21 protein-coding genes and 1 pseudogene are annotated in these 19,927 nt (G+C 69.0%); 5 read left to right on the top strand and 17 right to left on the bottom strand.

The features are described 5' to 3' along the window. Window positions 1–123 precede the first annotated feature (123 nt). Together HJG44_RS19295 and HJG44_RS23855 are read left to right on the top strand one after the other, a co-directional pair. Window positions 124–1,695 carry a putative bifunctional diguanylate cyclase/phosphodiesterase gene (locus tag HJG44_RS19295; protein ID WP_171219940.1) on the top strand — a complete coding sequence of 524 codons (1,572 nt, stop codon included), beginning with the start codon at window positions 124–126 and terminating at the stop codon, window positions 1,693–1,695. Window positions 1,696–1,958: 263 nt separating this feature from the next. Then, window positions 1,959–2,180: pseudogene (locus tag HJG44_RS23855) on the top strand (IS3 family transposase); the annotation flags it as partial. Window positions 2,181–2,259: 79 nt separating this feature from the next. Here the strand turns inward: HJG44_RS23855 and HJG44_RS19290 are convergent. The 3 genes from HJG44_RS19290 to HJG44_RS19280 are packed head-to-tail and all read right to left on the bottom strand — an operon-like array spanning window position 2,260 to window position 3,311. Next, window positions 2,260–2,766 carry a cupin domain-containing protein gene (locus HJG44_RS19290; protein WP_171219939.1) on the bottom strand — a complete coding sequence of 169 codons (507 nt, stop codon included), beginning with the start codon at window positions 2,764–2,766 and terminating at the stop codon, window positions 2,260–2,262. Window position 2,767: 1 nt separating this feature from the next. After that, on the bottom strand, window positions 2,768–3,079 hold the full coding sequence (locus tag HJG44_RS19285; RefSeq protein WP_171219938.1) for a BrnA antitoxin family protein: 312 nt from the start codon (window positions 3,077–3,079) through the stop codon (window positions 2,768–2,770). After that, window positions 3,039–3,311 (bottom strand): BrnT family toxin, encoded by a 273-nt coding sequence (locus tag HJG44_RS19280; protein ID WP_171219937.1) that lies wholly within the window; start codon window positions 3,309–3,311, stop codon window positions 3,039–3,041. The genes HJG44_RS19285 and HJG44_RS19280 overlap by 41 nt, the downstream gene beginning before the upstream one ends. 125 nt (window positions 3,312–3,436) lie before the next feature. On the opposite strand from HJG44_RS19280, the gene HJG44_RS19275 reads away from it, so the two are divergent. Both HJG44_RS19275 and HJG44_RS19270 read left to right on the top strand, forming a co-directional pair. Beyond that, complete coding sequence (locus tag HJG44_RS19275; protein WP_171219936.1) at window positions 3,437–5,485, top strand: NAD(+) synthase; 2,049 nt, start codon at window positions 3,437–3,439, stop codon at window positions 5,483–5,485. 31 nt (window positions 5,486–5,516) lie between these two features. Next, window positions 5,517–6,131: a cysteine hydrolase family protein gene (locus tag HJG44_RS19270; RefSeq protein WP_246736354.1), complete on the top strand. Its 615-nt coding sequence runs from the start codon at window positions 5,517–5,519 to the stop codon at window positions 6,129–6,131. 10 nt (window positions 6,132–6,141) lie between these two features. Here HJG44_RS19270 and HJG44_RS19265 read toward each other — a convergent pair whose 3' ends face one another. From HJG44_RS19265 to HJG44_RS19220, 10 genes are all read right to left on the bottom strand, one after another. Beyond that, entirely contained in the window at window positions 6,142–7,152 is a 1,011-nt protein-coding gene (locus tag HJG44_RS19265) for a hypothetical protein (protein ID WP_171219934.1), read from the bottom strand. A gap of 228 nt (window positions 7,153–7,380) precedes the next feature. Next, the gene (locus tag HJG44_RS19260) at window positions 7,381–8,661 is read right to left on the bottom strand and encodes an amidohydrolase family protein (RefSeq protein WP_171219933.1); all 1,281 of its coding nucleotides are present in this window, start codon (window positions 8,659–8,661) and stop codon (window positions 7,381–7,383) included. Next, a complete protein-coding gene (locus HJG44_RS19255; protein ID WP_171219932.1) occupies window positions 8,658–9,104 on the bottom strand; it encodes a PIN domain-containing protein in 447 nt (148 codons plus the stop codon). Before HJG44_RS19255 ends, HJG44_RS19260 begins: the two co-directional genes overlap by 4 nt. Continuing rightward, on the bottom strand, window positions 9,101–9,295 hold the full coding sequence (locus HJG44_RS19250) for a type II toxin-antitoxin system prevent-host-death family antitoxin (RefSeq protein WP_346767208.1): 195 nt from the start codon (window positions 9,293–9,295) through the stop codon (window positions 9,101–9,103). The genes HJG44_RS19255 and HJG44_RS19250 overlap by 4 nt, the downstream gene beginning before the upstream one ends. Before the next feature lie 100 nt (window positions 9,296–9,395). After that, window positions 9,396–10,340 carry an ABC transporter permease subunit gene (locus HJG44_RS19245; RefSeq protein ID WP_171219931.1) on the bottom strand — a complete coding sequence of 315 codons (945 nt, stop codon included), beginning with the start codon at window positions 10,338–10,340 and terminating at the stop codon, window positions 9,396–9,398. Then, entirely contained in the window at window positions 10,337–11,395 is a 1,059-nt protein-coding gene (locus tag HJG44_RS19240; RefSeq protein ID WP_171219930.1) for an ABC transporter permease, read from the bottom strand. Before HJG44_RS19240 ends, HJG44_RS19245 begins: the two co-directional genes overlap by 4 nt. Further along, complete coding sequence (locus tag HJG44_RS19235) at window positions 11,392–12,933, bottom strand: ATP-binding cassette domain-containing protein (protein ID WP_171219929.1); 1,542 nt, start codon at window positions 12,931–12,933, stop codon at window positions 11,392–11,394. Before HJG44_RS19235 ends, HJG44_RS19240 begins: the two co-directional genes overlap by 4 nt. Then, window positions 12,930–13,931 (bottom strand): BMP family protein, encoded by a 1,002-nt coding sequence (locus HJG44_RS19230; RefSeq protein WP_171219928.1) that lies wholly within the window; start codon window positions 13,929–13,931, stop codon window positions 12,930–12,932. The genes HJG44_RS19235 and HJG44_RS19230 overlap by 4 nt, the downstream gene beginning before the upstream one ends. Window positions 13,932–14,009: 78 nt before the next feature. Then, complete coding sequence (locus HJG44_RS19225; protein ID WP_171219927.1) at window positions 14,010–14,282, bottom strand: hypothetical protein; 273 nt, start codon at window positions 14,280–14,282, stop codon at window positions 14,010–14,012. 5 nt (window positions 14,283–14,287) lie between these two features. Further along, the gene (locus HJG44_RS19220; RefSeq protein ID WP_171219926.1) at window positions 14,288–15,034 is read right to left on the bottom strand and encodes an SDR family NAD(P)-dependent oxidoreductase; all 747 of its coding nucleotides are present in this window, start codon (window positions 15,032–15,034) and stop codon (window positions 14,288–14,290) included. Window positions 15,035–15,165: 131 nt separating this feature from the next. Between HJG44_RS19220 and HJG44_RS19215 the strand changes: the two genes are divergently transcribed. After that, complete coding sequence (locus tag HJG44_RS19215) at window positions 15,166–16,578, top strand: sodium:proton antiporter (protein ID WP_171219925.1); 1,413 nt, start codon at window positions 15,166–15,168, stop codon at window positions 16,576–16,578. 3 nt (window positions 16,579–16,581) lie between these two features. Here the strand turns inward: HJG44_RS19215 and HJG44_RS19210 are convergent, their stop codons facing one another. The 4 genes from HJG44_RS19210 to HJG44_RS19195 form a co-directional block, all read right to left on the bottom strand. Next, window positions 16,582–17,601, bottom strand: a complete 1,020-nt coding sequence (locus HJG44_RS19210; protein WP_171219924.1) for a peptidoglycan -binding protein — start codon at window positions 17,599–17,601, stop codon at window positions 16,582–16,584. Continuing rightward, window positions 17,601–18,512, bottom strand: a complete 912-nt coding sequence (locus HJG44_RS19205) for a flagellar motor protein MotA (protein ID WP_171219923.1) — start codon at window positions 18,510–18,512, stop codon at window positions 17,601–17,603. Before HJG44_RS19205 ends, HJG44_RS19210 begins: the two co-directional genes overlap by 1 nt. 46 nt (window positions 18,513–18,558) lie before the next feature. Continuing rightward, window positions 18,559–19,356 (bottom strand): inositol monophosphatase family protein, encoded by a 798-nt coding sequence (locus tag HJG44_RS19200; protein ID WP_171219922.1) that lies wholly within the window; start codon window positions 19,354–19,356, stop codon window positions 18,559–18,561. 77 nt (window positions 19,357–19,433) lie between these two features. Beyond that, window positions 19,434–19,859, bottom strand: a complete 426-nt coding sequence (locus HJG44_RS19195) for an OsmC family protein (RefSeq protein WP_171219921.1) — start codon at window positions 19,857–19,859, stop codon at window positions 19,434–19,436. Window positions 19,860–19,927 lie beyond the last annotated feature (68 nt).

The following is a 19,927-nucleotide window of genomic DNA, read 5'->3' as shown; positions in this document are numbered from 1 at the left end:
CCTGTTCGGGAGGAATCCGCCAGACGGCGCGGGTTAACGATGGCAAAAATATCGGCGCGCGGATTCACATTCACACAAGGCTTCGTCGTGCATGGTCGGACTTCGGCTGACGGAGCTCCGTTCATGGAAGAGGCGAAGCAGACGTCCCTCAACAAGGGGGAAATGTACGAGCTTGCCTGCCTGCTCGCGATCGCTTCCTGTCTCTGGCTCATCGGCGAAACGCTTGGAATCTTCACCGCGATGCAGCTCGCCGTACTGCAGAACGGGCTGTCCAGCGTCGTCTTTCTCGGTTTCCTTATGAGCTTCGCGTTCGCGGCCGCCTCTGCGTTGAAGTCGGTGCGGCTCAGGCGGGAGATGCGGGCGCGCGAGATCGCCGAGGAGAACGCGATGTCGATCGCCCGGCGCGACGCGCTGACCGCGCTCCCCAACCGCCGCATGCTGATCGAGACGATCGAGGCCGCAACGGCCGCCAACCCGCTGCGCACGCCCTCGGCAGCCTTCCTGATCGACCTCGACCGCTTCAAGCCGGTGAACGACGTCTACGGCCATCCGGCCGGGGATGCCGTCCTCTGCGAGGTCGCCGAGCGGCTGAACGAGCTGCTGCCCAAAGACGCGATCGCCGCCCGGCTCGGGGGGGACGAGTTCTCCGTCTTCCTCCCGAACGACGCGAACAGCGCCGACCTGATCCGGCTCGCGCAGCAGATCATCACGCGGCTCTCCGACCCCATCCTCTGGGAGCACGCCAAGATCGATATCGGCGCGACGGTCGGCATCGCGCTCTTCCCGACGGACGGACAGGACGCGGAGGCGCTGCTTCGCGCCGCCGACATAGCCATGTACCGGGGCAAGCGCGAGGGCCGGGGCACCTTCCGGTTCTTCGAGCAGAAGATGGACGAGGAGCTGAAGGAGCGCGTCACCCTCGAGATCGCGCTCCGGCACGCGATCCAGTCGGGCGAGATCAGGCCGCATTACCAGCCGCTCGTCGCGCTCCCCAGCCACAAGCTTCTCGGTTTCGAGGTCCTGGCGCGCTGGTACCATCCGCAGCGCGGCATCATCTCGCCCGATATTTTCATCCCGCTGGCCGAGGACAGCGGGATGATCACCGAGCTCTGCTACGGCCTCCTGCGCCAAGCCTGCGCCGACGCGCGGTCCTGGCCGGGCGATCTCGGCCTGTCCATCAACATCTCGCCGTACCAGTTCAAGGACAGGCTGCTCGCCGCGCGCATCCTGTCCATCCTCCGCGAGACCGGCTTTGACGCGCGCAGGCTGGAAATCGAGATCACCGAATCGGCGCTGACCAACGACATCGAGGTCGCACGCGCCACGCTCGGAGTGCTGCAGAGCGCCGGCGTCTCGATCGCGCTCGACGATTTTGGCACCGGCTATTCCAGCCTCTATCACCTGCGCGAGCTGAAGTTCGACAAGATCAAGATCGACCGCTCCTTCGTGCAGTCGCTCGAGAACCAGGAGAGCGCCAAGATCATCAGCGCCATCATCGGGCTCGGACAGAGCCTCGGCATCCTGACCACGGCGGAAGGGATCGAGAGCACGACCAACTCGGAATGGCTGGCGGCGCGCGGCTGCACCTATGGGCAGGGCTTTCTGTTCGGCCCGCCCGTTCCCGCGAGCGGCGCCGCGAAGCTCATCGAGAACACCGCGCCGACAAAGCAGCCCAGCCGGCGCGCGGCCGCCTAGATGTACGGTACCGTACATCTAATCGACTTGGTGCGGTCGGGCCGCGCGCCGGAAGAGCTGTCGCGAGTTTGAGCCATCGGGGCAGGCGATCTGGAACTGGGTGCCCAGGCCGATCGGGATGGTGGCGGGCGCGGCGACGAGGGTCGGCTATTACGTCTGGCTCGACCGCAACTTTACGGCCGACGCCCCGAACCGGCTCTGGGTGGCAAACCGGCTCTGGGTGGCAGACATCACCTTCGTGCCGACACTTGCTGGCTTCCTGTATGGGATCGGTCGCCGACGCTTACGACAGCGCCATGTGCGAGAGCTTCTTTGCCACCCTCGAATGCGAACTCCTCGCCCGCCGCCGCTTCGCCCTCCCAGGCGGAAGCCCGGATGGCGCTCTTCAGCTATATGGGGGCTGGTACAACCCGGGTCGACGGCTCTCGGCCCTGGGCTATCTCTCCCCGATTGCCTACGAGATGAAGATGACATCCGAGAGCTAAGACCCAAGCCCGTCACTGTCCACGAAAACGGGTCAATTCCAACTCCAAACGGTTAACAAGCGGCCGGCGGGCTTCATCCTTACGGATGCTTGTGGATCGGGTCGACCCAGTAGACCTCCTCCGGCTTCTCGACCGGCTCGACATCGGTGATGTTCACCACCACCGCCTCGTTGTCGGAGCGCACCAGCACGCATTCGAGCGGCTCGTCCGTGGAGGCGTTGATCTCCTGGTGCGGCACGAAGGGCGGCACGAAGATGAAGTCGCCCGGGCCCGCCTCCGCTACGTATTCGAGCCGGTCGCCCCAGCGCATGCGGGCATGGCCGCGCACCACGTAGATCACGCTCTCGAGCTCGCCGTGGTGATGCACCCCGGTCTTGGCGTTCGGCTGGATCGCGACGGTGCCGGCCCAGATCTTCTGCGCCCCGACGCGGGCGGCATTGATCGCGGCCTGCCGGAACATGCCCGGCGTCTGGGCCGTGTTCGGATCGAGCTGGTCGCCCTTGATGACGCGCACGCCGTCATGCTTCCAGCGCGGCTCGCCGTGGTGGTGCGAACGGTCGTGGTCGTGATGGTGGTGGTCGCCCATCTCAGCGCTTCTCCAGCCAGTCCCGCAGGACCTCGTTGATCCGGGTCTGCCAGCCCGGGCCGGTGGCGCGCAAGCCGTCCAGCAGGTCGGCATCGAGCCGCAGCGTCACCTGCTTCTTGGGTTTGTCGCTTTTCGGCCGCCCCCGCCGGATCAGCTTGTCGCCGATCTTGAAGTCGGCGGCCTCGAACCACTCGTCCGTGAGCTCGGGAATCTCGTCGTAATCGGCCTGCGTGAGGACGTAGGCGTCGACCTTGGCCAGGTCCGACTTGATCTCAGGCGAGGAGCTTTTCGTAGCGTCTCTGTTCTCGGGCATTGGCCTTCCTCATCGAAAAGATGTGCTGGTTGTCGCCGCGAGGCGTCCAGCCCACGATCACCATTCTGCCCGCGAGAAAGCCGACGGTGATGACCCGTGTCTCTCCGTAGTCGCGCCGGGCATCGACTTGGTCGTATCGCGGCCCGCCGAATACGATCGGCGCGTCCTCGAAGTTGAGGCCGCGGTTGGCCATGGTCCAGTCCCGCTTGGCCGGATCGAACGTGATCGCCATGTAATTCCCGTAGCTACGGAAAACAAGCTGGCCGGCACAGGAGGGATCCGGATCGGCGGGAGAGTAGTATAGAGGCGGGACCTTGAGCCCGGCCGGGTGCAGGGCCGCAGAATGCCGGGACGCGCATGACCTTCCGCTCGATCTACGCCCGAGGCTTCGCACGCGTCGCGGCCGTGGTGCCGCGATGCCATCTGGCCGATCCGGAGCGGAATGCGGCGGCGGTGCTGGACGTCGCGCGGCGCTGTCACGACCGGGCGGTGGCGGTCGCGGTCTATCCGGAGCTCTTCCTCTCCGGCTATTCGATCGAGGACCTCCTGATGCAGGACGTGCTCCTCGACGCGGTCGAGGAGGCGGTCGCGGTTCTCGTGGAGGCCTCGGCCGGGCTCCTGCCGGTGCTGGTGGTCGGCGCGCCGCTCCGGTTCGGCGCGCGGATCTACAACGCCGCGCTCGTCATCCACCGCGGGCGGCTGCTCGGAGTCGTCCCGAAGACCTATCTGCCGACCTATCGCGAGTTCTACGAGGCGCGCCACTTCGCGTCCGGCGAAGGCATACGGGGCGAGACGATCCGGATCGGAGCGATCGAGGCGCCCTTCGGCACGGACCTGATCTTCCCGGCGGCCGACCTGCCCGGCCTGACCCTCGGAGTGGAGATCTGCGAGGACATGTGGATTCCGCTCCAGCCCGGCGCCGAGGCCGCGCTCGCCGGCGCCACCGTGCTGGCGAACCTCTCGGGCAGCCCGATCACCATCGGCCGGGCCTCGAGCCGCGCGCTGTACTGCCAATCCACCTCGGCCCGCTGCCTCTGCGCCTATGTCTATGCCGCCGGCGGGGCGGGGGAATCGACCACGGACCTCTCCTGGGACGGCCAGACCTCGATCTACGAGAATGCGGTGCTGCTGGCCGAGGGGGAGCGCTTCGCGACCGCCGATCAGATCACGGTGGCGGATGTCGATCTCGACCTCCTCCGCCAGGAGCGGAACTTCATGGGGACCTTCGACGACAACCGGCGGGCCCAGGGCGGGCGGCTGGCCTATCGCTCGGTCCCGTTCCGGCTCGACCCCCCGCTCGACGATGTCGGGCTCGAGCGCCGGGTCGATCGCTTCCCCTTCGTGCCGGACGATCCGGTGCGCCTCGCCCAGGACTGCTACGAGGGCTACAACATCCAGGTCGCCGGCCTCGCGCAGCGTCTCTCCGCGATCGGGACGAAGCGGGTGGTGATCGGCGTCTCGGGCGGGCTCGATTCGACCCATGCCCTGATCGTGGCCGCCAAGGCCTTCGACCGGCTCGGCTGGCCGCGCACCGACATCCTCGGCTACACGATGCCGGGATTTGCGACCTCCGGCGAGACCAAGGCGAACGCGATCGCGCTCATGGAAGCGCTCGGCGTGACATGGCACGAGCTCGACATCAAACCGGCCGCACGTCAGATGCTGTCTGATCTCGGCCATCCGTTCGGGCGCGGCGAGCCCGTCTACGACGTGACCTTCGAGAACGTGCAGGCGGGGCTGCGGACCGACTTCCTGTTCCGGCTGGCCAATCAGCAGGGTGCGATCGTGGTCGGGACGGGCGACCTGTCGGAGCTCGCGCTCGGCTGGTGCACCTACGGCGTCGGAGACCAGATGTCGCACTACAACGTCAATGCCGGGGTGCCGAAGACGCTGATCCAGCACCTGATCCGGTGGGTGGTCTCCTCGGGCCAGTTCGAATCCGGAGCGGGCATCAACAAGACCCTGCTCGCGATCCTCGACACCGAGATCTCGCCCGAGCTCGTGCCCGTCGAAGCCGGCGAGACGCCGCAATCGACGGAGGCGAAGGTCGGGCCCTACGAGCTGCAGGACTTCAACCTCTTCTACACGCTCCGCTACGGCTTCCGGCCGTCCAAGATCGCGTTCCTGGCGCTCCACGCCTGGGGTGATGCGGCCAGGGGCGACTGGCCGCCCGGCTTCCCCGCCGAGCGACGGCGCGCCTACGACCTCGAAACGATCCGGCGCTGGCTCGAGGTGTTCCTGCGCCGCTTCTTCGCCTTCGCGCAGTTCAAGCGCTCGGCCCTTCCGAACGGCCCGAAGGTCTCCCATGGCGGCTCGCTCTCGCCGCGCGGCGACTGGCGGGCGCCGTCCGACGGCAACGCCGCCGTCTGGCTGGCGGAGCTGGAGCGCAACGTTCCCCGCGCCTGAGCATTGTCAGGGCCGGACCGGGGAGCGACGCTTGGCCAAGACCGACGAGGAACTGACGCGCGGGCCGATTCCCGAGAACGCCGTCCATCTCTGCGTCGACATGCAGAACATCTTCGCGCGGGACACGCCGTGGCACACGCCCTGGATGGAGCGGGTGCTGCCTGAGGTGGTGCGGGTGGTGGAGGCCCATCCCGACAGAACCGTCTTCACGCGCTTCATCCCGGCCGCACGGCCGGGCGAAGGCAGGGGCACCTGGAAGCACTATTACGAGAAATGGGCCGATCTGACGCTCGAGCGTCTCCCTCCGGACATGATCGAGCTCGTGCCCGAGCTCGCGCGCTTCGTGCCGCCCGCGAAGGTGATCGACAAGAAGGTCTACTCGCCCTGGTTCGAGCCGGCGCTCACGCAGGAGCTCGAGCGCCGGGGGACGGACACCCTCGTCGTCACCGGCGGCGAGACCGATGTCTGCGTGCTCGCTGCCGTGCTCGGGGCGGTGGACCGGGGCTACCGCGTGATCGTCGGCAAGGACTGCCTCTGCTCGTCCTCCGACACGGCGCACGACGCCTCGATCACGCTCTACCGGCGCCGCTACGGGCAGCAGGTCGAGGTCGCGTCCGCCTCGACCATCGTCGCGAACTGGTCGTGAGCGCGACAGGTCACCGCTCGGCGACGAAGCCCTTCGGGGTCACCACCACCCATTGCCGGCCGCGCCGCTCGATCGACTCGACACGGCCCAGTCCGGGCAGGCTCATCCCGGGTGCCACCTCGAAGAAGCGGCCGTTCCGGCTCTCGACGAGCGCGAAGCCGTCCTCGACGTCGCGGACCGTGTAGCCCTCCGCCTGGAGCCTGCGGGGATCGACGGTCTCGACCGGACGCGCGGGCGGCCGAGCATCCACCGGCGGCAGGCTTCCGGTTTGGGTGACGTCGCCCGAAGGCTGCGGTGCCGCAGCGACGGGCTTCGGGGCGGGCGCCTGAGCCGCCGCGGCGGTCTGCATCTGCTTCTCGATCCGGTCGAGGCGCTCCACCAGCGCGCCGACGCGGGCCGGATCGCGCTGCGTCTTCTCGATGCGGTCCACCTGCTCGGCGAGCTTGGCGAGCTTCGCGGCCGTATCCGCGGCGGAGCGCTCGACCTTGTCCGAGAGCTGGGCCTGCCGGGCGGAGAGGTCGCCCCCGCGGCGCTCGCTCCTGATGCCGTCGAGCGCGGTGCGGACGGACTTCATCTCGGAGGCGAGCCGCGCGACGTCCTCGCGGTTCTCCCGGATGCCGGCCGCGGCCTCGGTCCAGCGGGCGAGGACCGGATCGTCCGCCGGCGCCCTGCCGGCCGAGGCGTAGCCGCCAGCATAGCCGAGCGCACCCGCGACCATGATCGCGGCGGCGGCGCCCGCGGGCCGGGCCCAGGGCTCGGCCTGGGCGAACAGAGAGCTCAGGCGGGACCGCAGATCCGTCGAGCTCCTACGCCCCGCCTCGACGAGGCGCGAGGCCCGGAGCGTCGCGCCGGCCGCGGCGGTCTCCTTCTCTGGGGCCGCGACGGCTTCGGCCTTCGCGATCTCCTCATGCAGCGCGGCCGCGGCCGCGGCGGCCGGCACGGGGGCCGCTGCCGTCGTGTTGTCCCTCGCCGGAATGGCCTCGGGCGTCTTGGCTTTTCGGAACCAGGTCGCTGGAATCATGGCGCTTTCCGCAACTGCACTTCAGGAAAGGCTAACCACGCCTCTTTACGAAACCCTTACTCCGCAAACGGGCGGTGCCGTCGCGACCGGCGGAACACCGGGGACGGCGCCGGTTTTCACCGGCGTGGAATCGGGGACGGCCCCGGAGCGCTGGCTTTGCGGCGTGATGCGGCGCGGCTCGTCCGCGTGCTGCGGGCGGCCAGGACTCCTGGCGGGCGGGAACGTGACTTAGCTTGCGAGGGTGACGTCGAGGGTGGCGGGCCTGCCCTCGAGCGCCAGCGCGGGGATCCGGGCCGGAGTCTCGGCGATCACGCGTCCGCGCCGGACGACGGCCAGCCGCGTCGCCTTGAGCCGGATCGCGTCGATGGGATCGCGGGCCTGGAGCAGCACGAAGTCGGCGTTGCAGCCGGGCGCGAGCCCGTAGCCGTCCAGGCCCATGATGGAAGCCGGGTTTTTGGTCACCGCGTCGAAGCAGAAGCCCATGGCCTCGCGGCTGGTCATATGGCCGACATGCACGGCCATATGCGCCACCTCCAGCATGTCCCCGGAGCCCAGCGAGTACCAGGGATCCATCACGCAATCGTGCCCGAGGGCGCAGAGGATGCCCTGCGCGCGCATCTCCGGAATGCGGGTCATGCCGCGCCGCTTCGGATAGGTGTCGTGCCGACCCTGGATGACGATGTTGATGAGCGGGTTCGCGATCGCGGCGACCCCCGCCTCCGCCATCAGGGGCAGGAGCTTCGAGACGTAGTAGTTGTCCATCGAGTGCATGGAGGTCAGGTGCGAGCCGGCCACCCGGCCGCGGAGCCCGAGCCGCTGGGTCTCGTAGGCCAGGGTCTCGATATGGCGCGAGAGCGGATCGTCCGTCTCGTCGCAATGCATGTCGACCCGCAGGCCCCGCTCCGCCGCGAGCTCGCAGAGGGCGCGGACCGACGCCGCCCCGTCGGCCATTGTCCGCTCGAAATGCGGGATGCCGCCGACGACCTCGACACCCTTGTCGAGTGCCCGCTTCAGGTTCTCGACCGCGCCGGGCGAGCGGTAATAGCCGTCCTGCGGGAAGGCCACGAGCTGCAGGTCGAGATAGGGCTGAACGCGCCTCTTGACGTCGAGCAGCGCATCGACCGCGAGAAGCCGGTCGTCGCAGACGTCGACGTGAGAGCGGATCGCAAGCAGGCCCTGTGCGACGGCCATGTCGCAATAGTGCAGGGCGCGCTCGACGATCGCCTCGTGCGTGAGGAGCGGCTTCAGCTCGCCCCAGAGCGCGATGCCTTCGAGGAGCGTCCCGGACTGGTTGAGCCGCGGCAGCCCGAGCGAGAGCGTCGCGTCCATGTGGAAATGGATGTCGACGAAGGGCGGCGAGACGAGATGCCCGGCGGCGTCGATCACCCGCGTCGCCTCCGCTTCGATGCCTGGCCGCATCTCCGCGATGCGCCCGCCCCGGACGGCGATGTCCTGGCCTGTGCGGCCGTCGGGCAGGACGGCGTTGCGGACGAGGAGGTCGAGAGTCATGTGCGAAAGGCTTCGTCGAACGGATCCAGAAGCGGAACGTCGAAGACGCGGAAATGACGAGTGTTTCGGGTCACCACGGTCAGACCGTGCCGGATTGCAGTGGCTGCGATGGCGGCATCCGGCAGCCCAGGCTGATGGCCGCGACTCCGTAATAGATCCACGCGTTTCCCGGCCCCGAGTGCAATCTCGACATCCACCGGCAAGACTCGATTGCCATAGGTCACGACTACGGATTCCAGCCATTCGGCGAGAGCTTTAGCCCGTCGCCCAGGGTGCTCTCTTTTCAGCTTGGCTGTTCCCGTCGTGATCTCCGCTATCGTCACCGCAGACAGATAAAGTCTCACCGAGCGCTCCTCGACCCAGCCGACGAAGTGACGTTCGTAGGCCGCCTTCGTAGGCGAACTGGCCGAAACGATGTCGGTATCGAGCAGGTAGTCCGTCACAGATCCACGTCACGCCAGGTTCGATCGCGCTCGGGGATGTCTCCCTCCTCGAAGGGTGCGGACATCAGGAACTTCCCAAAGGATTGGAGCCGACCCATGCGTTCCCACTCTTCAAAGCCGACCACGACCGCTTCGGGCTTGCCGTGGCGTGTGATGATCGAAGGCTCTCCGCGCTTCGCCTCGTCGATCACGGAAGAGAGCGTCGCCTTTGCTTCCCTGAGCTGGATCCTCGCATTGCTGCCTCCGTTACTACAATGGTCATGTTGCGCCGGAGTGTAAGCGAAGCAAGCCTCACCGTTGCCCCTTCACATAGGGAATCATGAGCGCCTTGGGGTAGTCGGCACGGCGGGCCACCAGGCAGAGCGCCGCTATCGAGAGGAGATAGGGCAGCATCAGGAAGACCTGGCTCGGGACGGCGCCCGCCACCTCGTGCTGGAGCCGGAGCTGGAATGCGTCGAAGGCGCCGAAGAGAATGGCGCCGAGCAGCGCCTTGCCCGGGCGCCACGAGGCGAAGACGGTGAGCGCGATGCAGATCCAGCCGCGGCCGCCCGTCATCTCGAAGAAGAAGGCGTTGAAGGCGGACATCGTCAGGAAGGCGCCGCCCAGCGCCATGACGGCCGAGCCTGTAACGACGGCGCCGATGCGGACGAGGTGAACGTCGAGCCCCTGCGCTTCGACCGCGGCCGGGTTCTCGCCGGCAGCCCGGATCGCGAGCCCGAGCGGAGTGCGGTAGAGTACGAAGGCCACGAGCCCGAACAGGGTGAGCGCCAGGAAGGTCAGCGGCGTCTGGCTGAACAAGGCCGGGCCGAGGAAGGGCAGGTCGGACAGCACCGGAAGCCGCACCGGTCCGAAGGGCTCTATGCGCGGCGGCGTGGACGCTGTCGGCAGCACGACGCGGTACGTGAAATAGGCGAGGCTCGTGGCGAGCAGCGTCACTCCGATCCCTGCCACGTGTTGCGAGAGCCCGAGCGGGACCGTCAGCAGCGCGAGCAGCAGCCCGAACACGGCGCCGGTGAGGGCTGCGGCCAGCACGCCCGTCCAGAGATCCGCTCCGAGATGGACGGCGAGCCAACCTGCCATCGCGCCGGCCGTGAAGATGCCCTCGATGCCGAGATTGAGCACGCCGGAGCGCTCGCAGATCAGCGCGCCGAGAACGCCGAACATCAGCGGGGTGGCGATTCGGAGCGCCGCCGCCCAGAAGCTCGCGGAGGCGAGAATATCGAGGATGGCGCTCACGCCCGCTCCCACCTGACCTTGAAACGGACGAAGAGGCCCGCCACCAGCACGCAGAGGAGCGCGAGGGCGACGATCAGATCCGCGATGTAGCTCGACACCCCATGGCTGCGGCTCATCGTGTCGGCGCCGACGAAGACTCCCGCGACAAGGAGCGCGGCCGGAACAACCGCGAGCGGCTGGAGACCGGCGATCATCGCCACCACGATTCCGGCATAGCCGAAGCCGCGCGACAGGTCGGCCGTCAGGTTTCCCTTCAGGCCCGCGACCTCGGAGGCGCCTGCGAGGCCCGCAAGGGCGCCGGACACGGCCCCGACGGTCAGGAGCGTGCGCAGCACCGGGATGCCTGCATAGGCGGAGGCGGCCGGGTTCTCGCCCACGGCCCGGATCCGCAGGCCGAGCACCGTCCGGGAGATCAGGACATGCGCGAGCAGGCACAGGACGATCCCGATGGGCAGACCGGCATGGAGGCGCATGCGCTCGACCAGGGGCGGGAGTGCGGCCTCGGGGAGGATCGGCTCCGATTGCGGCCAGCCGCCGCCCATCGGGTCCTTGAACGGCCCTTCCAGCATCATCTGGATGAAGAGGAGCACGACGAAATTCAGGAGGAGGGTCGTGACGACCTCGTCCACGCCGAAGCGCCCCTTCAGGAAGGTCGGACCGAGCATGAGCGCGGCCCCCGCAGCCGCGGCCGCGAGGAGCACGAGCGGAACGAGCAGCGCGGGCGGGCCCGCAACGGCGCCGGACCCGACCGCGACCGCGGCCAGCGCCCCGAGATAGAGCTGGCCTTCCGCCCCGATGTTGTACAGGCGGGCCCGGAAGGCGATCGCGGCGGAAAGCCCCGTGAAGATCAGTGGCGTCGCGCGCGCGAGCGTCTCGGTGAGGGCGAAGACGGAGCCGGCCGCGCCCTGGAGCATGGCAGCATAGGCCGGGAGGATCGGCGCGCCGGCCACGCCGAGCGGAATGGCCGCGAGCGCCAGGGCAGCCGCCACGGCCAGCAGGCGCAATCCCATGGACCGGGCTGGCGAGATCCCGGTCCGCGGCTCGAAGCGGATCATGCCGCCGCGCGATCCTGCCCGGTCCCGGACGCAGCCATCTTGAGGCCGAGCTCGGCGAGCGTGACGTTCTCCACCGCTTGCGGCTCGGAGAGGCGTCCCCCGGCCATGACGGCGATGCGGTCGGAAATGGCGAGGAGCTCGTCGAGGTCCTCCGATATCAGCAGGATCCCGGCCCCGCGGTTGCGCGCCTCCAGGAGGCGGCGGTGCACCTCGCCGGCCGCTCCCACGTCGAGCCCGCGCGTCGGCTGGTCCGCGAGAACGAGGCGGGGATGGCTCTCGAAGGCACGGGCGAGGATCACCTTCTGCATGTTCCCGCCCGAGAGGAGCCGGACCGGCGCCTCCGGCCCGGGACAGCGTATGTCGTAGGCCGAAATGGCACGGGACGCCGTCTCGCGCATCCGGCCGAAGCGCAGGAAGCCCCAGCGCTGCACGTCGGGGGAGGACAGCGTCTCGAGCGCGAGGTTCTCGGCCACACCGAGGCTGCCCACGGCGCCGTCGCGGTGGCGATCCTCCGGGATCCTGCCGATGCCGGACGCGACCGCGCCGGCCGGCCCGGGCGGGATCGCCTGCCCGGCCAGGCGGACCGTCCCGACGGACGACGTCTTCATGCCGGCGAGGAGGCCGGCGAGCTCCGCCTGCCCGTTGCCGGACACCCCGGCTATGCCCAGGATCTCGCCCCCATGGATCGTCAGCGATGCCTCGACCAGGCCGGGCCGGCCGCGCTCGCCCGGCACGCTGACCCGGTCGAGGACGAGAAGCGCCGGGCCGGGGGCCTGCGGGACGCGGCGGCTCGGAACCACCTCGCGCCCCACCATCAGGGCTGCGAGCGCCGTCTTGTCCGCACCCGCGACGGGCTGGTCCGCGACCTTCCGGCCGGCCCGGAGCACGGCGACGCGATCGGCGAGCGCCGCCACCTCGCCGAGCTTGTGCGAGATGAAGATGACCGACAGCCCCTGCCCGCGCAGCCGCCGCAGGATGCCGAACAGCTGCTCCGCCTCCTGCGGCGCAAGCACGGCGGTCGGCTCGTCGAGCACCAGAATCCGCGCCCCGCGATGGAGCACCTTCAGGATCTCGACCCGCTGCTTCTCGCCGACCCCGAGCGCGCCGACGCGTCTGTTCGGATCCACCCGGAGACCGCTATCCCGCATGAGCGTATCGAGCCGGCGGCGGGCCGCTCTCAGGCCGAGGCCGGGCGCGAGGAGGGGGCGCGTCCCGAGCACGACGTTCTCGATGACGGACAGGCTTTCGGCCAGGGCGAAATGCTGGTGGACCATGCCGATCCCGGCCGCGAGCGCCGCACCGGGCGAGCCGGCCGGAAGCGGCCGGAGCGCGCCGGCCTCGTCCGCGACCTCGATTGTGCCCTCGTCCGCCACGTAGTGGCCGAACAGGATGTTCATCAGCGTCGTCTTGCCGGCGCCGTTCTCGCCGAGCAGCGCCAGGATCTCCCCGCGCGCTAGGTCGAGATCGACGGCCTCGTTCGCCACGAGCGGGCCGAAGCGCTTCGTGACGCCGCGGATGCGGAGGGCAGGCAGGCTCACCCCGCCTTCGGCTCCGCGTCGTTCACGTTCACCCGGAACAGCCCGTCCGTGATCTCCTTTTCCTTCTCGCGGACGAGCCTCACGACGTCGGCGGGGACGAGCTTCTCGTCCACGGCAAGGCTCGCGCCGCCATACTGCATGTGGCTGAACTGGCCGTAATCGGCGGCCTCGAAGCGGCCCTCCTTCACGGCCGTCACGGCGCGCTCGATCGTGGGCTCCATGTGCCATAGCGCGCTGGCGAGCACCGTGCCCGGATACTGGGACGAGGTGTCGATCACGTTGCCGATCACCTTGACGCCTTTCTCCTTGGCGGCATCGGAGACGCCGAAACGCTCAGCGTAGAGGATGTCGGCGCCCTTATCGATCATGGCGAAGGCGGCTTCCTTGGCTTTCGGCGGGTCGTACCAGGAGTTGATGAAGGTCACGAGGAACTTGACGTTCGGGTTCACCGAGCGCGCCCCGTCCATGAAGGCGTGCATGAGGCGGTTCACCTCGGGGATGGCATAGCCGCCGACCATGCCGATCAGGTTCGACTTCGTGGTCTTACCGGCCACCATCCCGGTCAGATACGAGGGCTCCTGGATGAAGTTGTCGAAGACGGCGAGGTTCGGCTTGGACGGGCCGAAGGAGGAGCCCATCAGGAAGGCCACTTTCGGGTAGGCCGCGGCCACGCGCCGCGCCTGCCGCTCGACGCCGAAGATCTCGCCCACGACGAGGTCGGAACCTTCCTCGGCGTATTGGCGCATGACGCGCTCGTAGTCGTTGTTGGCGACGTTCTCCGAGAACTTGTAGCTGACCTCGCCGCGGTCCCGGGCGCCGTTCAGCGCCTTGTGGATGCGCGACACCCATTGCTGCTCGACCGGCACGGTGTAGATCGCCGCGACCTTGATCTGCCTGCCCGCGCCCTGGGCGAAGGCGCCGCCGAAGATGGACAGCGCTCCGATGGCGGCGGTGCCCTGCAGAACAGCCCTGCGGTGGAGGAGGTTCTTGCTGCTCATGTCGCGGTGCCCCTTGGTCGGTTCCGGGCCAGTGTCATGCAGGAACCATGCTCAGGCAACGGGCCGAGCAGCCCCCCCTCAGCCGCCCGGATCGAACGCGCCTGCCGCAATGGCGATGAGGGCGCCGCCGATCACCCCGATCGCGCGCTCGTTCATCGTGAGCGGCTGGATGCGTCCGCTCTCGGCCGCCGGCCGCATGGCGAGGTCGGCGAGAAGCCCGACCGCAAGCGGCACGAGGATCGCGGGAGTCGGCAGCGGGATGGCATCCGGCGCCCGCGCCAGCACGATCCCGGTGACGAGGCCGACGGCCCACAAGCCCGCGATGAAGATCCGTCCCGTCCGGCTCGTCATGGGCGTCAGTATGTCGCCCGGCCGCCCGAGAGGTCGAAGACCGCGCCCGTGGTGAAGGAGTTCTCGGCCGAGGCGAGCCAGGCGACCATGCCGGCGATCTCGCGCGTCTCGACGAAGCGCCCGCGCGGGATCTTGGACAGCATGAAGTCGATATGCTCCTGCGTCATCTGGTCGAAGATGCGGGTGCGGGCGGCCGCGGGCGTGATGCAGTTCACGGCGATGTCGTGCGCCGCCAGCTCCTTGCCGAGCGACTTCGTCAGGGCGATCACGGCCGCCTTGGAGGCCGAATAGGCCGAAGCGTTGGGATTGCCCTCCTTTCCGGCCACGGACGCGATCGTCACGATGCGCCCGTAGCCCTGCGCCAGCATCGAGGGCACGACGGCCCGGCAGCAATGGAAGGTGCCGTCGACGTTGATCCGGAAGATGCGCGACCACTCGGCGAGCGGGTATTCCCAGGTCTTGACGTTGGGTCCCGCGATCCCGGCCGAAGTCACCAGGATGTCGATCGGACCGTGCGCCGCCTCGGCCGCCCGCGCCGCCTCCATCACGTTCTCGGGGTCCGTCACGTCCACGGCCCGGGCGATCACCTTGCCGCCCGTCCCTTCCGCCGTCTCCTGGGCCAGGTCGAAGTCGAGATCCCAGATCTCGACGGTGGCGCCGCTCGCGGCGAAGCGCTCCACGATGGCCTGCCCGATGCCCTGGGCTCCTCCGGTCACCACGGCGACATGACCGTTGAGGTCGATCTGGTTCATGCATCCTCCCTCGGCTTTGTGCGACCGTAGCGAGCCCGGCCGGGAAGCGCGAGCCCGCCGAAAGCCGTGTTGAACGAGCGCCGGATGGGCCCTAAGCGCCACGGCGGGACGAGCGAGCGAGGGGTCGGCGCATGGGGGCGAAGCTTTGGGCGGCGGCGGTTGCGGCTGCCGCCTTGTCGGCCGGGCCGGCGGAGGCCGCGGAGGCGATAGACGGCCGGACGCTGGGCCTCGTCTGGGCCGTGCCCTTCGCCGGCATCCTGCTCTCGATCGCGATCCTGCCCCAGCTCGCGCACCGGTTCTGGGACCGCCACATGGGCGCGCTCTCGGCCTTCTGGGCGCTGCTCGTCCTCGCTCCGCTCGCCCTCACGCGAGGCTTCATGCCGACGCTCGACGTGGTCGCGCATGTCCTCCTGACCGAATACCTGCCGTTCATCCTGCTTCTGTTCGCCCTCTATACGATCGCAGGGGGGCTGGTCGTCGTCGGCAACCTGCACGGCTCGCCCCGGCTCAATACCGGGCTTCTCGCCTTCGGGACCGTGCTGGCGAGCTTCGTCGGCACGACCGGCGCCTCCATGGTCCTGATCCGGCCGCTGCTCCGGGCGAACGACAACCGGCGGCACAACGTGCACGTGGTCGTCTTCTTCATCTTCCTCGTCTCCAACATCGGCGGCGCGCTGACGCCGCTCGGCGATCCGCCGCTGTTCCTCGGCTTCCTGCGCGGGGTCGACTTCTTCTGGACCACCCGCGCGCTCGCGGCCGAGACCCTGTTCACGGCCGGGATCCTCCTGGCGATCTTCTATGCGGTGGACCGCTACTGGTATCGGCGCGAGGGCGTGGTCCAGCCGGACCCCACGGCCGACGACGACAAGTTCCGCATCCGGGGCGGCGTGAATCTGCTGCTTCTGGCCGCGCTGGTCGGCGTCATCATCCTCAGCGGCGTCTGGAAGCCGGGCGTTGCGCTGCGCGTGCTGTCGGTCGAGCTGCAGCTGCAGAATCTCGTCAGGGACGGAGCGATGGTCGTGCTCGCCGGGCTATCGCTCCTGCTGACGAGCCGGAGGAACCGCGCGGCGAACGACTTCAACTGGCGCCCGATCATCGAGGTCGCGAAGATCTTCGCCGGCATCTTCGTATGCCTCGTGCCCGTCGCGGCTGCGCTCGGGGCGGGGCGCGACGGCGCCTTCGCGCCGCTCCTGTCGCTCGTCTCGCGTGCCGACGGATCGCCGAACGAGGCCGCCTATTTCTGGCTCACGGGCCTGCTCTCGTCGTTCCTGGACAATGCCCCGACCTATCTCGTCTTCTTCGAGCTCGCAGGCGGCGATCCCGTCCGGCTCATGGGCCCGCTCGCCGGGACGCTGGCGGCCATCTCGACCGGGGCCGTGTTCATGGGGGCGAACAGCTATATCGGGAACGCCCCGAACTTCATGGTCTATGCCATCGCCCGGGGAGGCGGGGTCAGGATGCCGAGTTTCTTCGGCTACATGCTCTGGTCCGGTGGGATCCTGCTGCCGCTGTTCGTTCTGGTGACCTTCGTGTTCTTCTGGTGACGATCACCGCTCGGTGAGCTTCAGCTCGATGCGGCGGTTGCGGCTATAGGCTTCGTCCGTCGTGCCGAGATCGAGCGGCTGGAACTCGCCGAAACCGGCCGCAACGAGCCGCTGCGGCGGAATTCCTCGCGCCGCGAGCGCCTGCACGACCGAGATGGCACGGGCCGCCGAGAGCGCCCAGTTCGACGGGAACTGCGCCGAAGCGATCGGGCGCGCATCCGTGTGGCCGTCGACGCGCAGCACCCACGGGATGTCGGGCGGTATCTCCCTGGAGAGGTCGAGGATGACGGAGGCGATCCGGTCGAGCTCGGGGGCTGCCTCCGGCTTGAGCGTCGCCTGGCCGGCCGCGAACAGCACCTCGGACTGGAACACGAAACGGTCGCCGACGATGCGAACGTCCGGCCGCTGGCCGAGGATCTGGCGCAACCGGCCGAAGAAGTCGGAGCGGTAGCGCGCGAGCTCCTGGACCCGCTGGGCGAGCGCGACGTTGAGCCGGCTGCCGAGATCGGCGATGCGGGCCTGGGATTCCCGGTCGCGGTTCTCCGAGGCGGCGAGCGCCTCTTCCAGCGCGGCGAGCTGCCGGCGCATGGCCGCGATCTGCTGGTTCAGGAGGTCGACGGTCGACATGGCGCGCGCGGTGAGCGCCTTCTCGGCGTCCAAAGCCGCGCTCGCTGCGCCCGCGCGCGCCTCCGCCGATGTGCCGGCATCGATCATCGCCTGGAGCCGCCCGCGTTCGGCAAGGCTCGCCTGCAGGGTCGATTGCAGGCCGGTCACCTGGGTCTCGAGATCGCGCCTGCCCGAGCGCTCGAGCGCGAGAAGATCGGTGAGCTCCGCGATCTGCCGGTTGAGCCGGTCGAGCACCGTGTCGCGCCCGGAGATCTCCCGGGCCAGGAAGAACTGCCCGAGCATGAAGATGGACAGAAGGAAGATGATGGAGAGGAGCAGCGTCGTGAGCGCGTCGACGAAGCCGGGCCAGTAGTTCAGCGAACCTCGGCGCGAGGCGCGCCCCGCGGCGACCGGCATCAGTGGGCCCGCTCGCGCACGAGCCGCTCGAGTGCGGCGCGAAGGTCGCGGTCGCGCGCGGCCTGCGCCTCCATCCACTCGCGCAGGAGCTTCTGCTCCGCGCGCATGCTCTGCACGAGGCCTTCGATCCCCTCCGCCAGATTGGCCATCGCCTGCGTCGCGACGGCCGGGTCTGACAGGGCGGCCTCGCTCGTCGCCGTGGTGGTCGCGAGCCAGTCCTCCAGCTCGGTGTAGAACCGGCTCTGCGCCTGGCCGGCCTGGAGATCGAGGAAGCCGAGGATGAGCGAGCCGGCGAGGCCGAAGAGCGAGGCCGAGAAGGAGATGCCCATCCCGGCGAGCGGTGCGGAGAGGCTCGTCTTCAGCTCGTCGAAGAGAACCGCCGCATCCGAGCCGGTCCGGAGCGAGCCGATGATACGGCCGACCGAATTCACGGTCTCGATCAGGCCCCAGAAGGTGCCCAGCAGGCCGAGGAAGACGAGCAGCCCCGCGAGGTAGCGGACGAGCTCCCGGCTCTCGTCGAGCCGCGCCGAGATCGAGTCGAGGAGCGAGCGCGCGGTCGCGATGGAAAGCGAGGCGCGGCTGGTCGGATCGCCGATCAGGGCCGCCATCGGGGCGAGCAGCACGGGCGGGCGCGCCAGCGTGCGCCCGTCGGCGCCGCTGACATGGTTCACCCAGCGGATCTCGCGGAAGAGCCGGATGACCTGCCGCCCCGCCAGTACGATCCCGACGAGCAGGATGCCGCCGATCAGCGCGTTGAGCCCGGGATTGCCGAAGAACGCCTTCTTCAGCGGCTCGAACAGGATAAGGCCGAGAAAGCCCACCAGGATCAGGAACACGGCCATCCGCACCAGGTAGATGCGGGGCGAGGAGAGCGGGCGCGCCTCGTGCTGGAGCGGTGTCGGGTGCAGCATCGTCAGCTCATGGTGCGGCGGCCCCGCCGAGCGGGCCGGCCGGAGCTTAGCGAGCCAAAGGCTTTTTCAGAAGTCCGAGCAGCTCGCGATGCAGGACTTCGTTGCCGCAACATACCGAGAGCGTCGACATCGGGTTCAGACCGCCCTCGCAATCGGTGACGAAGCCGCCCGCCTCCCGCACGATCACGAGCCCGGCCGCGATGTCCCAGGTCTGGAGGTCGCGTTCCCAGTAGAGATCGGCGCGCCCGGCCGCCACATAGGCCATGTCGAGCGCCGCCGATCCCATCCGGCGCAGCCCGCCGGACACAGCCATCACGGCCGCCATCTCGTGCAGGAAGCGCGGATGCGCCGGCCGCCCGAGATGCGGCAGGCCGCAATAGACGACCGAATCGGCCATGTCGCGGCGGGCCGCCACGCGCAGGCGGCGATTGTTGAGATAGGCGCCCTTGCCGCGCTCGGCGACGAACATCTCGTCCTTGATCGGATCGTAGATGACGCCGGCCACCATCTGCCCTTCGCGCTCGAGCCCGACCGAGATGCAGAAATGCGGGATCCCGTGCAGGAAGTTCGTCGTCCCGTCGAGCGGATCGACGTGCCAGCGGTGGGTCGCGTCGGTGCCCTCGACGACGCCCGTCTCCTCCAGCACGAGGCCGTAGCCGGGGCGCGCCTTCTCGAGCGCGCCGCGCAGGATCTCCTCCGCCCGATGGTCCGCCGCGGAGACGAAGTTGCCCGGCCCCTTGCGCGAGACCTGAAGGTTCTCGACCTCGCCGAAATCGCGCTTGAGGGACCGCGCCGCCTTCATCACGGCGTCGGTCATGACGGTCATCAGGGGAGATCGGATCATCGAAGGTCCAGAATGCAGGGAGCGGCGCGAGGCCGCCGAGAGCGGGCGACCGGAGGCCCCGAGGGGGACGGCGCCCGTCAGCCGAGGGTCGCGTCGAGCGTGATCTCGGCGTTGAAGAGCTTGGAGACGGGGCAGCCTTCCTTCGCCGCCTTGGCCAGCTCGTCGAACCTCGTGCGGTCGATCCCGGGCACCTGCGCCCGGAGCGTCAGCGCCGATTTCGCGATCTTGAAGCCCGGCCCGTCCTTCTCGAGCGTGACGGCGGCTTCCGTCGCGAGCTCGGTCGGCGTGAAGCCGGCGCCCTGGAGCTGGAACGCGAGGGCCATGGTGAAGCAGCCCGCATGCGCGGCCGCGATCAGCTCCTCGGGATTGGTGCCCTTCTCATTCTCGAACCGGGTCTTGAAGGAGTAGGGCGTGGAGCTGAGCACGCCCGAGTCGCTCGTGAGCTGGCCGGTGCCGTCCTTGCCCGTGCCCTGCCATACAGCTCGCGCCTTCCTGACCGACATCGCACCCTCCTGGCTTGCGGAACCCGTCCACTTGGGCCGTTCCGGAGCGTTTGTCGACAGGCGCGAAG

Source organism: Enterovirga aerilata (assembly GCF_013044135.1).
GTDB classification, from domain to species: domain Bacteria; phylum Pseudomonadota; class Alphaproteobacteria; order Rhizobiales; family Beijerinckiaceae; genus Enterovirga; species Enterovirga aerilata.
This window is presented reverse-complemented; position numbering and strand designations above follow the sequence as displayed.

What these genes read in the sequence shown, in the direction of transcription:
- HJG44_RS19285 (WP_171219938.1), bottom strand. Translation starts at nt 3,079, where the DNA reads ATGCCCGAGAACAGAGACGCTACGAAAAGCTCCTCGCCTGAGATCAAG.
- HJG44_RS19220 (WP_171219926.1), bottom strand. Translation starts at nt 15,034, where the DNA reads ATGAACCAGATCGACCTCAACGGTCATGTCGCCGTGGTGACCGGAGGA.
- HJG44_RS19275 (WP_171219936.1), top strand. Translation starts at nt 3,437, where the DNA reads ATGACCTTCCGCTCGATCTACGCCCGAGGCTTCGCACGCGTCGCGGCC.
- HJG44_RS19205 (WP_171219923.1), bottom strand. Translation starts at nt 18,512, where the DNA reads ATGCTGCACCCGACACCGCTCCAGCACGAGGCGCGCCCGCTCTCCTCG.
- HJG44_RS19225 (WP_171219927.1), bottom strand. Translation starts at nt 14,282, where the DNA reads ATGACGAGCCGGACGGGACGGATCTTCATCGCGGGCTTGTGGGCCGTC.
- HJG44_RS19265 (WP_171219934.1), bottom strand. Translation starts at nt 7,152, where the DNA reads ATGATTCCAGCGACCTGGTTCCGAAAAGCCAAGACGCCCGAGGCCATT.
- HJG44_RS19200 (WP_171219922.1), bottom strand. Translation starts at nt 19,356, where the DNA reads ATGATCCGATCTCCCCTGATGACCGTCATGACCGACGCCGTGATGAAG.
- HJG44_RS19240 (WP_171219930.1), bottom strand. Translation starts at nt 11,395, where the DNA reads ATGATCCGCTTCGAGCCGCGGACCGGGATCTCGCCAGCCCGGTCCATG.
- HJG44_RS19195 (WP_171219921.1), bottom strand. Translation starts at nt 19,859, where the DNA reads ATGTCGGTCAGGAAGGCGCGAGCTGTATGGCAGGGCACGGGCAAGGAC.
- HJG44_RS19295 (WP_171219940.1), top strand. Translation starts at nt 124, where the DNA reads ATGGAAGAGGCGAAGCAGACGTCCCTCAACAAGGGGGAAATGTACGAG.
- HJG44_RS19210 (WP_171219924.1), bottom strand. Translation starts at nt 17,601, where the DNA reads ATGCCGGTCGCCGCGGGGCGCGCCTCGCGCCGAGGTTCGCTGAACTAC.
- HJG44_RS19290 (WP_171219939.1), bottom strand. Translation starts at nt 2,766, where the DNA reads ATGGGCGACCACCACCATCACGACCACGACCGTTCGCACCACCACGGC.
- HJG44_RS19230 (WP_171219928.1), bottom strand. Translation starts at nt 13,931, where the DNA reads ATGAGCAGCAAGAACCTCCTCCACCGCAGGGCTGTTCTGCAGGGCACC.
- HJG44_RS19260 (WP_171219933.1), bottom strand. Translation starts at nt 8,661, where the DNA reads ATGACTCTCGACCTCCTCGTCCGCAACGCCGTCCTGCCCGACGGCCGC.
- HJG44_RS19280 (WP_171219937.1), bottom strand. Translation starts at nt 3,311, where the DNA reads ATGGCGATCACGTTCGATCCGGCCAAGCGGGACTGGACCATGGCCAAC.
- HJG44_RS19215 (WP_171219925.1), top strand. Translation starts at nt 15,166, where the DNA reads ATGGGGGCGAAGCTTTGGGCGGCGGCGGTTGCGGCTGCCGCCTTGTCG.